Below are 15,528 nucleotides of genomic sequence, written 5' to 3' on the forward strand. Positions count from 1 at the left end.
CCAGCGTTTCAATACGCACGCGCATCCATGACTGATGGCACAGCAACAAGCGAACGCAACGGACGACGAACGCCGCGCCGCTATACTGCAGCCCCCCACCAGCCCGCCGCCCATGTCCAACGTCCTGTTGCTGCGCACGGCAAAAGAGCGCGAAGAACTGCTGCTGGAAGAGGTGCTGGACGCCACCGAGCAATGCATCGACGCCATCGGCCTGGGCGCCACCAGTTTCGAATTGATCGCCGAGCGCGCCAAGGTCAGCTGCGGCAGCCTGCTGCAACGCTTCGAAGACAAGGACGCGCTGGTGCGCGCACTGCTGGAGCGCAACTACATGCGCGCCATCCGCCAGATGTGGCTGGTGGAACGCCCGGCCAACGTGCACGTGGTGGATTTCATCGCCGGCCTGCTCGAGGAATGGCTGCTGCAGGAAATCAACATCAAGCGCACCCGCATCGACCTGGAACTGCACCTGGCCACCCTGCGCGACCCGGTGCTGGCAGCCTTCATGCGCCGGCAGAGCGCATCGCTGATCGAACACCTCAGCGCCCTGCTCAAGCGCCTGCTGCGCGGCCACGCCGACCCGGCCAGCAGCGAACAGGAGTTCCAGGCCCGCGTCTTCGCCGTCGCCGCCATGTGCGGCGGCCTGCACAGCGTGATGACCAGCGGCATGGAACTCAACCGCATGCATTTGCAGTTGATCTTGCGCGAGAGTTTGTCGGGGATTTTGAAGTCTGCGCCGGTGTAGGAGCGCTACTTCTTTCCGCCTGATTCTTCCAGGCTCGCCGGCCACTGCATCTGCTTCAGCGCATGGGTCATCTGATCGGCAAGCAGCTCCAGACAAAATGCCAGCTCGTCCATGCAAATGGCCGGCTGCCGCGCCTGCTCTTCGGCCTGCGTGCGTGGCTGCGCCAAACGCGCCAGAAAGCGCATATGGTCGCGCAGCTGCTGCAAGCGGTACTGCGCGCCTTCTGGCAGGTAGTAGCCAGCGTTCGCATCTAAGTGATGATGAGCCTCGGTCATTGGATCTCTCGCAGGTACCAATCAAGCGAAACCACCATTGTCGGAGGTGGCGAGCCGCTGTACGAGGAGTTCCGAGGCTCCGTAGAGTGATCGTGCTACTGCAGATTACCGCCGTCAAGGCCTCCAGCACCTGCAATTTCATATTGGCGGCAGGGCCATTCCAGACGAATCATCAGGCAGAAGTATCTGCTGCCGCAGAGTTTCATTGCGACAACGACTTAGCTGTCGACAAAAGACTAGGAACTCATGGGAAAAACTTGCGCAGCTACCACCAGGTCGCTGCGGACGGCCCAAGCCATCGCATATCGGTCCATCGCATCCGGCGCTAGAATGACGACGGCAGCGTCGGTGACCTATGAGGGCTACCGCGAGATGCCATCCCGCCGGGCGCCAAGTACGGATACGCGTGTGACTGTCGATAGCAACTTTTCCTTCCTGCAGGAACACGATCCGGTCTTCTTCAAGCTGGCCTCGATGGCCGAGCAGGTCTTTGCCAGTGATCCCAACACCACGCTGATCAAGCTCCGGCAGTTCGCCGAAGCACTTGCCCAGGATCTCGCTGGGCGCGCCGGCATTCTCCACGATCAGCGGACGACCCAGGCGGATCTGATCTACCAGCTCGCACGCGAGCTGCGCCTGGACCGGCGGATCCAGGAGCTGTTCCACGTACTGCGGGTCGAGGGCAACAAGGCGACCCACGGCTTCACCACACAACACCGCGAAGCGATGGATGGCCTGAAGGTCGCCCGCGACCTGGCGGTCTGGTACCACCGGGCCTTCGGCAGGAACGCCGCCGAATTCAAGGCGGGTGCTTTCCTGCCCCCGAAGGATCCAGCCGCGCCGTTGCGTGAAGTGCAGGCCGAGGTCCATCGCCTGAAAGTGGAGCTGGATACCGCCCGCCAGCAACACGACCAGAGCCAGGCGCTCGCCGAACTCAAGAGCAGCGAAGCCAAGCTCAACGCCGAGCTCGCCGAAGCGATGGACGTCGAAGCACGTGCGCAGTCGGCGCTGGCAGTCCAACGCGAACAGGAACTGCAACGGCTTCGCCAGGACTTCGAACAACGCATCGCCAGCCTGCAACGGCCCGATACCGCCCGCCAGGCCGCCACCCAGCAGGTCGCCGGCGCCACCCAGCAGGCCAGCAACAACTTCGACCTCAGCGAAGACCTCACCCGCATCCTGATCGACCAACAGCTGCGCGAGGCCGGCTGGGACGCAGACTCGCTCGACCTCACCCACGCCAAGGGCATCCGCCCGGAAAAAGGTCGCAATCTCGCCATCGCCGAGTGGCCCACCAAGGTGCCGCGCGCCAACGCCGACTATGTGCTGTTCGCCGGCCTCACGCCGGTCGCCGTCGTCGAGGCCAAGCGCAAGCAGATCAACATCGCCGACCGGATTCCCCAGGCCGAGCGCTACGCGCGCGAGTTTGTGATGCGTGGCGAGCTGGCCCCCGCCTACCCGGCCACCACCTCGATCGCAGGCTGGGCCGACGGCCAGGGTGGCCATTTCCAGGTGCCGCTGGCATTCGCCTGCAATGGCCGTCCTTTCGTGAAACAGCTGGCCGAGCAATCGGGCATCTGGTTCCGCGACCTGCGCTCACCAGCCAATCTGCGGCGCCCGCTGCAGAAGTTCCACACGCCCGAGGACATCGCCGATCTGCTCACCCGCGATCGCGACCAGGCCGAGCGCGATCTGGCCCAGGAAGGTTTTGCCTACCTCAACCTGCGCGACTACCAGCAGCGCGCGATCCAGGCAGTGGAAGGCGCGCTGGCATCGGGATCACGCAGCTGCCTGCTGGCGATGGCGACCGGCACCGGCAAGACGCGCACAATGATTGGCCTGATCTACCGTCTGCTCAAGGCCGAGCGCTTTCACCGGGTTTTGTTCCTGGTCGACCGCTCCGCGCTCGGCACCCAGGCCACCGAGACGATGCAGGACATGCAGCTGGAGCAGAACCAGACGCTGGCGCAGATCTACAACCTCGATGGCCTGGACGACACCCGCACCGCCGATGAGACCCGCGTGCAGGTCGCCACGGTGCAGGCCATGGTGCGGCGCATTTTCCAGTCCGATGACCCGCCACCGATCGGCACGTTCGACTGCATCGTCGTCGACGAGGCCCACCGCGGTTACACGCTCGACCAGGAAATGACCGACGGCGAGCTGGCCGTGCGCGACCACGCGCAATACCTGTCGCAATACCGCCGCGTGCTCGACTACTTCGACGCCTGCCGTATCGGCCTGACCGCAACGCCGGCCAAGCACACCACCGAAATCTTCGGCAAGCCGATCTACACCTACAGCTACCGCGAAGCAGTGGCAGATGACTGGCTGATCGACCACGAGCCGCCCATCCGCTACACCACCGCGCTCGGCAAGAACGGCATCCACTTCGATCGCGGCGAGCGCGTCAGCGTCATCAACACGCAGACCGGCGAAGTCGATACCGCAGACCTGGAAGACGAACTCGACTTCAATATCGAGTCGTTCAACCGGCGTGTGATCACCGCGGACTTTGACCGGGTCGTCTGCGAGCAGCTTGCCATCGAACTGGACCCGGACGGCGAGGAAAAGACCCTGATCTTCTGCGTCAGCCAGCCCCACGCCGAACGCGTCAAGAACCAGCTGGACGAGGCCTTCAAACAGGTCCATGGCAATTACTACAACCAGGCCAGCGTCGCGGTGATCACCGGCAAAAGCGACAAGGTCGACAAGCTGATCCGCAACTACAAGAACGAGCGCTTCCCCACTATCGCCATCACCGTCGACCTGCTGACCACCGGCATCGATGTGCCGCGTATCGCCAACCTGGTGTTCATGCGCCGGGTCCGCTCGCGCATCCTCTACGAACAGATGAAGGGCCGCGCCACCCGCCGCTGCGACGACATCGGCAAGACCGTGTTCCGCATCTTCGATCCGGTCGATCTGTACGCCGCGCTCGAAGACGTCGACACCATGCGCCCGCTGGTCAAGGACCCCAACATCAGCATCGAGCAGTTGGTCCACGAGCTCGGCCAGCAGCGCAGCTTCGATGCCCCCGGCAGCAACGGCGGCAGCCATGCCGACGACGCGCTCGACCAGTTGAGCCAGCGCGTCATGCGCGTGCTGCGCAAGGCCCAGCATCGCGCCAAGCAGCGCCCGGATTTGCGCGACAAGCTCAGCGAGCTGGAAACCTCCTGGGGTGTGGCGCCCGCCGTGCTGCACACCCACCTGCACAAGCTCGGCGCGCGCAACGCGGCCAGCTTCCTCCACGAACACCCGCGCCTGGTGGAGCAGTTGGCAGAAGTGGGCGTGCTGCTGGGTACGGACCGCTATCCGGTCATTTCCGAACACACTGACACCCTGCTCGAACGCGCACAGAACTACGGCGTCAACGAAGCCCCGGCCGATTACCTGGACAGTTTCAACGCCTTCATCCGCGAGCAGATCAATCAGTCCGCCGCACTCAGCGTCATCGTCAACCGCCCCCGCGACCTCACCCGCGCCCAGCTGCGCGAGGTACGCCTGCTGCTCGACCAGCACGGCTACAGCGAGGCCCACCTGCGTGGCGCGTGGCGCGACAGCACCCAGCAGGAGGTCGCCGCCAGCATCATCGGCTACATCCGCCGTGCCGCGCTGGGCGAGGCATTGGTGCCGTTCGAGCAGCGCGTCGACAAGGCCATGCAGGGCATCTATGCCCAGCGCAGCTGGACGCCGGTGCAGCGGCGCTGGCTCAAGCGGCTGGCCCAGCAGTTGATACACGAGGTGGTGATGGACCGCGACACCGTGCAACGCAACTTCAGCGGCGACGGCGGCGCCCTGCAGCTGGACCGCCTGCTGGATGGCCGGCTGGACCAAATCCTGGGCGATCTGGGCGAGCATCTGTGGGATCAGACAGGCTGAGGGCCAGTATGAACGTGGCCGACTTGCGTGTGTGCCTCGCCATGCATATCATTTCCATCAACACACCCGCCATGCCTATGACTGCTCCGGCAGTTACGCACAAATCGCGCGGGTTTTTTATGTCCGGACTCCAGCTGGGATGAGAACGTTCGACAAGGCGGCCATTCCGGTCGACGCGCAGCTTGACCTGCTCGCCGAGCGCGGCCTGTCGATTCAAGACCGCGAGCGCGCGAAGAAATTTCTCGAAGTCGTGAGCTACTTCCGCCTTAGCGCCTACATGCGTCCGTTCCAGACGCATGGCCATGCATTCGTCGCGGGGGCACGCTTCCAGCAGGTCACACAGCTGTATGTCTTCGACCAGCGGTTACGGCTGCTGGTGATGGAAGCCATCGAACGTGTGGAGGTCGCAATGCGTGCACTCCTTGGCAACCACATGGGTCCCACCCACGGGGCGCACTGGTATTTGCAGCGCAATCTGTTCAAGGACAGGTATCGCCACGAAAAACTGTTAGAGAGCATTCAGAAACGCCAGAGCGATGCATTACGTGACTACCAGCGCGAATCCCAGCAGATTGACCGATCGAACGCATCCGCAAGCAGAAAATCTGAACTCAGGCGCCGCCGCGCAATCGAGAACTATGCCCGTCACTACGCTTTGAACTACAACACCCCGCCGCTGATGCCCGGCTGGGCTGCACTGGAAGAACTGACTCTCGGCGAACTGTCTCATCTCTATCAGGGCCTCGCTCGGGATATCGATCGCAAGCAGATCGCGCGGGCACTTGGCCTACATGCGCCGCTGCTGGAATCGTGGCTGCACGCCCTGACCTCGATCCGGAACATCTGCGCCCACCACAGCCGGCTCTGGAATCGCGAACTGGGCATCCGGCCGGCGCTTCCCGCAGCGCCGGATTTCGCTTGGCCGCATCATCTGCTGCAACCAGGCCACCACGCACGCATGTTCCCGGTGCTGTGCATCCTGGCGCTCCTGTTGCGACAGGTCAGCCCCGACACCCGCTGGGAGCGGCGGCTGCTCGATCATCTGAACGGATTCCGACAGCTCGACACACGGCAGATGGGCTTTCCAGAGAACTGGCAGACCGACCCGTTCTGGCCGCAAGCCATCCCTCACCCGTGAGCCGATTAGCCGTGCTAATCGGCTCATCCAATTCCTGAATACGAACATGACCCATAACGACATTGTCCAGAAACTCTGGAACCTCTGCGACGTCCTGCGCGACGACGGCATCAACTACAGCGATTACGTCACCGAGCTGGTGCTTTTGCTGTTCGTCAAGATGGAATACGAGCAGGTACGCAACAACGACGCCTTCGAGCACAAGCTGCCCGCCGGCAGCCGCTGGCCCGATCTCAACGGCAAGTCCGGCCTCAACCTGCTCAACCACTACCGGCAGATGCTGCTGGACTTAGGGAAGAGCAGCGATCCGATGATCGCCGCCATCTACGCCGACGCGCAGACCCGCCTCAAGGAACCGCGCCATCTGGAAACCCTGGTCACCGCCCTCGACGGGCTGGACTGGTTCAGCGCGCGCGAGGACGGCCTGGGTGACCTCTACGAAGGCCTGCTGCAGAAGAACGCCAACGAGACCAAGTCCGGTGCCGGCCAGTACTTCACCCCGCGCCCGCTGATCGACGCCATCATCCGCTGCCTGCAGCCGCAGCCCGGCGAAACCCTGCAGGATCCGGCCGCCGGTACCGCCGGCTTCCTGATCGCCGCCGATGCCTACATCAAGGCCAACACCGACGCTCTCTACACGCTCGACGACAAGGCCCGCCGCTTCCAGCAGAAAAAGGCCTATACCGGCATGGAGCTGGTGCCCGGCACGCGCCGCCTGGCGCTGATGAACTGCCTGCTGCACGGCATGTCCGGCGAAGGCGCCGGCGTGGTCCAGCTCGGCAACAGCCTCGGCAATGCCGGCGCCGCCTTGCCCAAGGTGGACATCATCTTGTCCAACCCGCCGTTCGGCACCGCCAAGGGCGGCGGCGGACCCACCCGTGACGACCTCACCTACAAGACCAGCAACAAGCAGCTCGCCTTTTTGCAGCACATCTACCGTGGCCTGAAGCCCGGTGGCCGCGCCGCCGTGGTGCTGCCGGACAACGTGCTATTCGAGGCCGGCGTGGGTACCGACATCCGCCGCGACCTGATGGACAAGTGCAACCTGCACACCCTGCTGCGCCTGCCCACCGGCATCTTCTACGCACAGGGCGTCAAGACCAATGTGCTGTTCTTCCAGAAAGGCACCGCCGCCAACCCGCGCCAGGACACCGGCTGCACCCAAGCCACCTGGGTTTATGACCTTCGCAGCAACATGCCCAGCTTCGGCAAGCGCACCCCGTTCGGGCTGGCGCACCTCAAACCGTTCGAGGAGGCCTACGGCACCGATCCCAACGGCGCCAGCCCGCGTACCGATGAAGGGGAACAAGGGCGTTTCCGTTGCTTCACCCGCGCCCAGATCGCCGAGCGCGGCGACTCGCTGGATATCAGCTGGCTCAAGGACGCCGACAGCGTCGATGCCAATACCCTGCCCGCGCCCGCAGTGCTGGCCGCCGAAGCGATGGCCGAACTCAGCGAAGCCCTGCGCGAACTCGACGCGCTGATGCAGGCGCTGGGCGCCGGTGATGAGGCGCTGGAACAGAAACGGCTGCTGGCCGAGGTGATGGGGCTGGAAGTGACCAGCAGCGAGGTGGATGGTGAGTGAGTTGCCGGCCGGGTGGAGCGAGACGAAAATCGGCTCAATCAACACTTATAGGTCGGAGACTTTGGATCCTGCAAAGTCTCCGAAGCAGACTTTTGAGCTTTACAGCGTCCCTATCTTTCCAAAGCGGAAGCCCGAAGTTGTCGAAGGAAGGGATATCGGTTCCACCAAGCAGAAGGTGGAGCCTGATGACGTTCTTCTTTGCAAAATCAATCCTCGTATCAATCGCGTTTGGGTAGTCGGCAAGAAGAATGATCATGAACAAATTGCGTCATCTGAGTGGATCGTCATCCGCCAACCACTGTTCGACCCAGCTTTCATCCGTTTGCAACTTCAGGAGTCCTCTTTTCGGGAACGTCTCTGCGCTGAGGTGTCTGGCGTTGGCGGCTCGCTAACACGGGCTCAGCCAAAGAAAGTGGAGGGCTACAAGCTTCGTATTGCGCCGCTCGCAGAGCAAAAGCGTATCGCGCAGAAGCTGGATGCGCTGCTGGCCCAGGTCGACACCCTCAAGGCCCGCATCGACGCCATCCCCGCCCTGCTCAAGCGCTTCAGACAGTCTGTACTTGAGTCAGCATTCTCTGGAGAGCTAACAGCCGAGTGGCGCCAGTTGCATCCCGATACTAAGGCGGCGTCCATCACGGATGTGCGGCAGGCATGGCGGGATCACTACCAGCGGAGCGGCAGAAAGTTCGCGCCCCCGAATCTGGACCCACCGAACTTAAGAGACGATCTTCCTCCAACCTGGCAAGCCACCCAGATTGGGATCATATTTGACGTGTTCGTCGGAGCAACGCCAGCTAGAGATCGAACCGATTTTTGGAAAGGTTCCATTTCATGGGTGAGTAGCGCGGAGGTCGCGTTCTGCAGAATTCGCTCGACTAAAGAAAAGATCACCGAAGCCGGCTACAGCGCAACTTCCACGAACTTACACCCTCCTGGGACCGTGATGCTGGCGATGATCGGGCAAGGGAAAACGCGCGGACAGCCTGCGATTCTCGCCATTGACGCATGCCACAACCAGAACACGGCAGCACTGCGAGTGCATGATGAGTACTGTGTTCCGGAGTACCTCTACTACTACCTATGGGGGAAATACGAGGAGACGCGACGTTTTGGAGGCGGCAACAACCAACAGGCATTGAACAAAAAAAGCGTGCAGTCCCTTCCGTTTCCACTTGCACCACTTGCAGAGCAAACCGAAGTCGTCCGCCGCGTCGAACAGCTCTTCGCCTACGCCGACCAGTTGGAAGCCAAGGTCGCCGCCGCCCAGCAACGCATCGACGCGCTGACGCAGAGCCTGCTCGCCAAGGCGTTCCGCGGCGAACTGGTGCCGCAGGACCCCAGCGACGAACCGGCCAGCGTGCTGCTGGAACGCATCCGCACCCAGCGCGCCGCCACGCCCAAACCGAAGCGCGGCCGCAAGGCGGCGACAAGCTGATCTGATCCATCCCATCCATCACAAGGAAGCGAGCCCATGACCACGTTCGACAGCACCAAGCTGCCATTGAAAGACCTGCTCAAGGACGTCGTCCAAGGCAAGATCCAGCTACCGGATTTCCAGCGCGGCTGGGTCTGGGATGACGAGCATGTGCGCAGCCTGCTGGTCAGCCTGGGGCGCTCCTTCCCGGTGGGTGCAGTGATGCTGCTGGAAACCGGCGGCGAGGTGCGCTTCCAGGTCCGCCCGGTGGAGAACGTGCCGCTGGAAGGACTGGCCGCGCCGGAGAAGCTGATTCTCGATGGCCAGCAGCGTCTGACTACGCTGACCCAGGTGCTCAAGCTGTCCGGCCCGGTCAAGACCACGACCGACAAAGGCAAGCCGGTCGACCGCCACTACTACATCCACATCCCCACCGCCCTTGCCGGCCCGGACCGGCTGGACGAGGCCATCATCGCCACCGACGGCAGCCGCCAGCAGCGCAGCGACTTCGGCCGTAGGCTGGATCTGGACCTGTCCACGCGCGAGCTGGAATGCAAACAGCTGTACTTCCCATGCTCGGAGATCCTGGAGGCGATGGGCTGGCTGCAGGACCTGTTCAAGTTCAACGCCGCTGCGCAGGCGCAGTTCTTTGAGTTCAAAGAAAAGGTGCTCGATGCATATAACGAGTATCAGATTCCGCTGATCGTGCTGAAGAAGGAGACCAGCAAGGAAGCGGTGTGCCTGGTGTTCGAGAAGGTCAATACCGGCGGCGTCCCGCTATCGGTGTTCGAGTTGGTGACCGCCAGCTACGCGGCCGATGGCTACAACCTGCGCGACGACTGGTACGGCAGCGAGCTGCGTAAGGTGTCCTCGCGCTACAAGCGGCTGGCGAAGGAACCAATCCTGCGCGGGGTGGAGAATACCGACTTTCTGCAGGCGGTGACCATGCTGCATACGCTGGAAAAGCGCCGTGGCGATATCGAGGCCGGCAAGACCGGCAAGCAGGTGGCCCCGGTCAGCGCCAAGCGCGCATCGGTGCTGGAACTGCCGCTGGATGCCTACAAGCGCTGGGCCAACCCGGTTGAACAAGGGTTCCTGCGTGCGGCCAAGTTCCTGCGCCAGGAATGTTTCACCGCGCCACGCGACCTGCCTTACCGCACCCAGCTGGCGCCGTTGGCGGCGGTGTTGGCATTGATCGGGGCCGACGAGCACTGGCGCGAGCCGCGCATCCACCAGAAGCTGGCGCAGTGGTTCTGGTGCGGCGTGCTGGGCGAACTCTACGGCGGCGCGGTGGAGACGCGTATCGCCAACGACGTCGACGAGTTGCTGAGCTGGATCGAGCACGATGACCAACCGCCGCGCACGATTGCCGACGCCACCTTCCAGATCGACCGCCTCGCCTCGCTGACCTCGCGCCTGAGCGCCGCCTACAAGGGCATCAACGTGCTGGTGCTGCGCGAAGGCGCACAGGACCTGTTCTGGAAATCGCGCATCCGCGACCTGGAAGCCGACGAGGTGGCGCTGGACATCCACCACATCTTCCCGCGCGATTGGTGCGAAAAGCAGGACATCCCGCGTCGGCGCTACGACTCGATCATCAACAAGACGCCGATCTCCTACAAGGCCAACCGCATGATTGGCGGATCGGCCCCCTCCAGCTATCTGGCCGCCCTGCAGGCCCACAAGCAGGTCCAGCTGGACAACGTTGGCATGGATGCGCTGCTGGCCAGCCATCGCATCCCGGTCGCCGCCCTGCGTGCCGATGACTTCGACAGCTTCTGCGATCAGCGCCAGCAGAACCTCTTGGCACTGATCGAGGCGGCAATGGGAAAGCGCGCTGCAGCGGTGGAGACCGACTGACAGCCATCGCGTAGAGCTTCGCCACACGCTCCTACTGCAGCGCCTAAGGGCGCTGCGTTTTCCAGCTAAGGGCGTTTGGCTGTGCCTGCGCGCTTGGCCAGACCGGTGCCTCTCCTGGGGAGCTGGCAACGCAGTGGACAGCGGGGGGCACGCCAAAAACCGTAGGAATGCCACGCCTTAGCGGCACGATGACCGCAAACGTGCAACGCCGTGCGCACCGTCTCCCACTCGCCACGGCTTTTTTCCCAGCGCCAGGCCAGATGTTACCCGCGCCTTACGCTGCGATGCACCTGCGAGGCACTCATACCCAGCGCTTCTCCAAGGGATGCATACGTCCAGGCCTGGCTGGCCTGGGCAACCTGCTTGTACAGCACCACCAGATCCTGGGGCTTCGTGCCACAGCCAGACCCGCCTTATTCCATATTCCAGAATATGGAATACCCAACCAACGAACTATTTTTGCAAGCAGTCGTCGCTAAGTGCTCTGACTAAATGAGGGGCTGCCGCTCAACGGCGGAAGCCAGACCCGCTCGTCCAATGGTCAGCGGCTTCAATGCCGCTTCCTGCAACAACAATTTCTCCTGCGCATGGCTGCTTTTCGTCTTCGCCGATGTGCAAAAGTCGAGCTATTGCAGCGTTGCCAGCGCCTGCTCCACCGGCGCCTGATTACCACGTCAGTGGGCATGCTGGCACGCAGGTGGGCCCACCATGGAACGCCCCTGCCCCCGCAACCAAGCACTCTGCCTACCCGCGCAGCGCCGCCCGAAGCGCCTCCCCCGCCAACCGCGCACTCGCTAGCAGACGCTCCAAGCTCTGCCCATGCCGGGCGCTGGCGGACAGCCCAGCCATGGTGGTGCTGACGAAATCCGCCAGCCGGTCTGCGTCGTGCGGGCACTGCTTGGCGATGTGGGAGCGGATCAACTCCTGGGCGGCGACATGAAAGCCGCAGGCGGCCTCGCGCGCCTGCGCGTCGTTGCTGCGCGTTCCCTCCAGCACCAGGCAGCCGGTGGCGACGGGGTCTGCGGCGTAGCAGCGCGCGGCCTGCTCCAGTACGTCGGCCAGGGCGTCGGCCAGTGGGCGGTTGGCGTCCAGGATCTGTGGCAGCGGGATGGCCCCAGTCTGCGCGTAGCGGTCGAGGATGCGCGCATACAGGCCGGCCTTGCTGCCGAAGGCGGCGTAGAAACTGGGCGGGTTGATGCCCAGCGCCTGGGTGAGGTCGGCCACGCTCAGTGCGTCGTAGCCGCGCGCATGGAACAGCTGCTGCGCGGTGGCGACCGCTTGGTCCGGGTCGAACGCCCGTGGCCGGCCGCGGGCCCGGGAGGTTTCTGTAGTGATAGTTACAAAATCCTTGACGGCAGACGAAATCTATTATGTATTAATCGCTACATTAATTGCGAGATGATGCATGTCAGCGTTCAAAGATAAGTCGGTGTTGGTGCTTGGTGGCAGCCGGGGGATTGGGGCCGCCATCGTGCGGCGCTTTGTGGCCGAGGGCGCACGGGTGACGTTTACCTATGCCGGCTCTGCCGAGGCGGCGCAGCGCCTGGCCAGCGACACCGGCAGCACCGCGGTGCTGGCCGACAGTGCCGACCGCGATGCGGTCATCGACACGGTGCGCCGCAGCGGGCCGCTGGATGTGCTGGTGGTCAATTCCGGCATCGCCTTGTTCGGCAATGCGCTGGACCAGGATCCGGACGCGGTGGACCGGCTGTTCCGCATCAACGTGCACGCGCCCTACCACGCCGCCGTGGAGGCAGCGCGGCAGATGCCACCCGGCGGGCGGATCATCGTGATCGGCTCGGTCAACGGCGACCGCATGCCGCTGCCAGGCATGGCGTCCTACGCGCTGAGCAAATCCGCGCTGCAAGGGCTGGCGCGTGGGCTGGCCCGCGACTTCGGGCCGCGTGGCATCACCATCAACGTGGTGCAACCGGGCCCGATCGATACCGACGCCAACCCGGAAAACGGGCCGATGAAAGACCTGATGCACAGCTTCATGGCAATCAAACGCCACGGCCGTGCCGACGAAGTGGCCGGCATGGTGGCCTGGCTGGCGGGTCCGGAAGCGAGCTTTGTCACCGGGGCGATGCATACGATCGATGGTGCGTTTGGGGCATGACGCGGCGACGTCTGCGTTGACCACGCTGCAGCTCGACACTTAGTGCGATCAAGGGCGGCAAACGCCCTTCTTCGGCACACGTGGCGAGCTGCCGTTGCACCGCCCGCGTTTTGATCCACGCGCCTTTCCTGCCGGCGGAGCGTGATCGCATTCCCATGCCATGCGGCGCATGGTATGGGTCATCGCAGGCCTGGCCCTTGCTGTCGCGCTGATCCCAGGTTGCCTATAGTTGCGGCGAACCCCGCAATGGATTGACCAATGCACATGATGTCATCCGGCCGGTGCCTGGCCCTTGCACTCGCCGTTGCTGTGACCGGCAGTGCCTGTGCACGGACGCCATCACCCGAACAGGAAAGGACTTCCCCCATGCCAGACAACGTCACCACAGGCCGCACCATCAACGGGCACACCTATTCGGACGCTCCGGTTGACGTAAAGCTGGGGCCGAACACCTTCCGCATCCCCGCCAACTACCTGGACAGCCAAATCGCGCCGTGGTCCATCGAGGTGGTGACGCTGGTTATCGAGTGGCCAGATATGACCCCCACCCCGCCCGGTGCGCGGGCGAACCCGCGCACGAATGATTTCCGCAAGGAGATCCATGCCTCCATGAATTATGTTGACCGTGTCCCCATCGAGGGATTGCTGGCACGTTATTCGTCTAACGAAGCGCTTACCGAGCCTGACTCGGTCGAACGGGGTGATCCCGTCGACAGACTCGATCTGCGTATTGCACAGCCTGAAACACTCGGATTGACGCCGTATGCTATCGATGAAGAAAAGATGGCGGTGTACGTTAAAGCGTACGAGGCCCACTATGGCAAGCCTCCAACGCGCAACCCTGCGTTCGAGGACGACTGGTATGTCGCGCGCGACTCGGGCGGCAATTTGACCACATTCATCAAGTGCGACAGCAAAAAATTCCGAGGAGATGGCGTTCGGCTGGAGGGATCTGAAGTAGTCCATGAAAAAGGTGCCGTCGCTGCAAGTTGCGTCCATTACTTCTCCGATATCGAGAACAAACTTTCCATCAGTCTCAACTACAAGCGTGCATTCTTGAAGGACTGGAAACGCATGGAAGATGCAGTAAAAGAAGTACTGGCACGCACCAAAGTCAGGTGATCGGTCTACTGACAGGGAGTAAAATATGAGTGGATTGACTGGACAAGATCTCAAGATCCTTGCCACCTACGCGGATAAAGGCAATCGCGAGTTGTACTGGAACTATCTTTCGCAGCTGAATGGTGCGGACGGCTACGGTACGCTGGCGCTGGGCGTAGTGCGCAACGACAGCTTGCCCGGCCAAGTGGCCAACAGTTATGCGCAAGACTATGCCAGGACACAGCACGATACTGGCTCTCGTTTTGCCAATGCGGACTTGAGCGAGCGGCAGTGGGAGGAGTTTGGACAGACACTGCTCAAGAAGGATCTTGAACTTCGGCAAATCTGGTTCCGTCAAGATCGTCCGGATCTGGCGCTGAACCTGCCCGGGGCCTCCGTCATGCTGGCACACGACCAAGCCTTCCTGGACCATGAGCTGGACCCCAACTGCTGGACCCCACGCGTGCTCCTGCAAGCCGCCCTGGAAAAAAGCGGCCCCCAGAAGCTGGAACAGATCTGGACCAACATGCTCGACAACGAAGCCGCCGGCGCCACTCGTATCGGGAACACGGGCTACGAGACCTTTGCCCAGATGGGACTGGCGGCCGGCAGCCAGTACCTGGCCAAGCTGGGCACCACCGAGGCGATCCAGATGCTGGAGGGCCGCTCCGCCGTCGACCCTAACGTCATCGGCAGCAACAGCTTCTACGCGATGTACTTCGAGAAAGAACAGAAGTGGGTGAACGTCAGCGCAGGCGGCGGGCATCTGTCCATGCGCGAAGAAACCAATGCCGGCCGTATCGCCGAACTCGATGATGCCCGCGCCGTGCGCCTGGAGCGGCAGCAGAAAGCCACGCAGTTCCACGAAGACGACCCGTACCGCTCCATCACCCGCAGCCCGTTCACGGCGTCGGCCGACGGCCTGCCGGATCGGACGCAGGCGCCCACCAAACTGACCGATATCGGCCCTGATCATCGGGACTACGCACTGCTGCAGCAGGTGCGTGCGGGTGTAAGCGCGATCGATGCGCAAGCCGGGCGCACGCCGGACGAGAGCAGCGAGCGTCTCATCGCCAGCGTGATGACCCTCGCCCGCCAGAACAACCTGGACCGGGCCGACCATGTGGTGCTGAGCCAACAGACCGCCGACAGCCCGGCCGGCCGCCACGTGTTTGTGGTGCAGGGCGAGTTGAACAACCCGGCGCACCTGCGCGCCCATATGCCGACCGATGTGGCCGTGCAGACGCCGGTGGAGCAGTCGCTGCAGCAGCTGGAGGTGGCCAGTACCGACCGCCAGCAGGCGTTGGCGCAGAGCCAGCAGCAGGAGGCGGACCGGCAGCGCGAGAGTGCGTCGATGCGCATGGGATAAAGCCGGCAGCGCGGCAAAGAAAAGCCCGGCAAGGCCGGGCTGT

At 63.1% G+C, this 15,528-nt stretch carries 11 protein-coding genes and 1 pseudogene; 9 read left to right on the forward strand and 3 right to left on the reverse strand.

The window, feature by feature from the left end:
- The first annotated feature begins 112 nt into the window (after positions 1-112).
- Positions 113-742, forward strand: a complete 630-nt coding sequence (locus EO170_RS14585; RefSeq protein WP_126945962.1) for a TetR/AcrR family transcriptional regulator — start codon at positions 113-115, stop codon at positions 740-742.
- 5 nt (positions 743-747) lie between these two features.
- On the opposite strand, the gene EO170_RS14590 is transcribed toward EO170_RS14585, so the two are convergent.
- On the reverse strand, positions 748-1,017 hold the full coding sequence (locus EO170_RS14590; protein ID WP_126945965.1) for a hypothetical protein: 270 nt from the start codon (positions 1,015-1,017) through the stop codon (positions 748-750).
- 408 nt (positions 1,018-1,425) lie between these two features.
- Here EO170_RS14590 and hsdR point away from each other — a divergent pair, with 408 nt between their 5' ends.
- The 5 genes from hsdR to EO170_RS14620 all read left to right on the forward strand — a co-directional run bounded on the left by hsdR (position 1,426) and on the right by EO170_RS14620 (position 10,896).
- Entirely contained in the window at positions 1,426-4,899 is a 3,474-nt protein-coding gene (gene hsdR, locus EO170_RS14600) for a type I restriction-modification system endonuclease (RefSeq protein WP_126945968.1), read from the forward strand.
- A gap of 139 nt (positions 4,900-5,038) precedes the next feature.
- The gene (locus EO170_RS14605; protein ID WP_126945971.1) at positions 5,039-6,037 is read left to right on the forward strand and encodes an Abi family protein; all 999 of its coding nucleotides are present in this window, start codon (positions 5,039-5,041) and stop codon (positions 6,035-6,037) included.
- A 46-nt stretch (positions 6,038-6,083) separates the two neighbouring features.
- Positions 6,084-7,622 carry an N-6 DNA methylase gene (locus EO170_RS14610; protein WP_126945974.1) on the forward strand — a complete coding sequence of 513 codons (1,539 nt, stop codon included), beginning with the start codon at positions 6,084-6,086 and terminating at the stop codon, positions 7,620-7,622.
- Positions 7,615-9,057 (forward strand): restriction endonuclease subunit S, encoded by a 1,443-nt coding sequence (locus EO170_RS14615; RefSeq protein WP_343134524.1) that lies wholly within the window; start codon positions 7,615-7,617, stop codon positions 9,055-9,057. Before EO170_RS14610 ends, EO170_RS14615 begins: the two co-directional genes overlap by 8 nt.
- 36 nt (positions 9,058-9,093) lie before the next feature.
- A complete protein-coding gene (locus EO170_RS14620; RefSeq protein ID WP_126945977.1) occupies positions 9,094-10,896 on the forward strand; it encodes a DUF262 domain-containing protein in 1,803 nt (600 codons plus the stop codon).
- A 68-nt stretch (positions 10,897-10,964) separates the two neighbouring features.
- Here EO170_RS14620 and EO170_RS14625 read toward each other — a convergent pair.
- Both EO170_RS14625 and EO170_RS14630 read right to left on the reverse strand, forming a co-directional pair.
- Positions 10,965-11,276: pseudogene (locus tag EO170_RS14625) on the reverse strand (AsnC family protein); the annotation flags it as partial.
- 364 nt (positions 11,277-11,640) lie between these two features.
- Positions 11,641-12,231 carry a TetR/AcrR family transcriptional regulator gene (locus EO170_RS14630; RefSeq protein WP_126945980.1) on the reverse strand — a complete coding sequence of 197 codons (591 nt, stop codon included), beginning with the start codon at positions 12,229-12,231 and terminating at the stop codon, positions 11,641-11,643.
- A gap of 70 nt (positions 12,232-12,301) precedes the next feature.
- Between EO170_RS14630 and bdcA the strand changes: the two genes are divergently transcribed.
- The 3 genes from bdcA (at position 12,302) to EO170_RS14645 (ending at position 15,485) form a co-directional block, all read left to right on the forward strand.
- Entirely contained in the window at positions 12,302-13,015 is a 714-nt protein-coding gene (gene bdcA / locus EO170_RS14635; RefSeq protein WP_126945983.1) for an SDR family oxidoreductase, read from the forward strand.
- Positions 13,016-13,273: 258 nt separating this feature from the next.
- The gene (locus EO170_RS14640) at positions 13,274-14,137 is read left to right on the forward strand and encodes a hypothetical protein (RefSeq protein WP_126945986.1); all 864 of its coding nucleotides are present in this window, start codon (positions 13,274-13,276) and stop codon (positions 14,135-14,137) included.
- A gap of 25 nt (positions 14,138-14,162) precedes the next feature.
- On the forward strand, positions 14,163-15,485 hold the full coding sequence (locus tag EO170_RS14645; protein ID WP_164741052.1) for an XVIPCD domain-containing protein: 1,323 nt from the start codon (positions 14,163-14,165) through the stop codon (positions 15,483-15,485).
- Positions 15,486-15,528: the final 43 nt, after the last annotated feature.

The sequence above is a fragment of the Xanthomonas sp. BRIP62409 genome, from assembly GCF_003992965.1.
Classification (GTDB): domain Bacteria; phylum Pseudomonadota; class Gammaproteobacteria; order Xanthomonadales; family Xanthomonadaceae; genus Xanthomonas; species Xanthomonas euroxanthea.

Excerpts from the sequence above, each read along its gene's own strand:
- EO170_RS14640 (WP_126945986.1), top strand. The coding sequence starts at position 13,274 with ATGCACATGATGTCATCCGGCCGGTGCCTGGCCCTTGCACTCGCCGTT.
- EO170_RS14590 (WP_126945965.1), bottom strand. The coding sequence starts at position 1,017 with ATGACCGAGGCTCATCATCACTTAGATGCGAACGCTGGCTACTACCTG.
- EO170_RS14585 (WP_126945962.1), top strand. The coding sequence starts at position 113 with ATGTCCAACGTCCTGTTGCTGCGCACGGCAAAAGAGCGCGAAGAACTG.
- bdcA (WP_126945983.1), top strand. The coding sequence starts at position 12,302 with ATGTCAGCGTTCAAAGATAAGTCGGTGTTGGTGCTTGGTGGCAGCCGG.
- EO170_RS14610 (WP_126945974.1), top strand. The coding sequence starts at position 6,084 with ATGACCCATAACGACATTGTCCAGAAACTCTGGAACCTCTGCGACGTC.
- EO170_RS14620 (WP_126945977.1), top strand. The coding sequence starts at position 9,094 with ATGACCACGTTCGACAGCACCAAGCTGCCATTGAAAGACCTGCTCAAG.
- EO170_RS14645 (WP_164741052.1), top strand. The coding sequence starts at position 14,163 with ATGAGTGGATTGACTGGACAAGATCTCAAGATCCTTGCCACCTACGCG.
- EO170_RS14605 (WP_126945971.1), top strand. The coding sequence starts at position 5,039 with ATGAGAACGTTCGACAAGGCGGCCATTCCGGTCGACGCGCAGCTTGAC.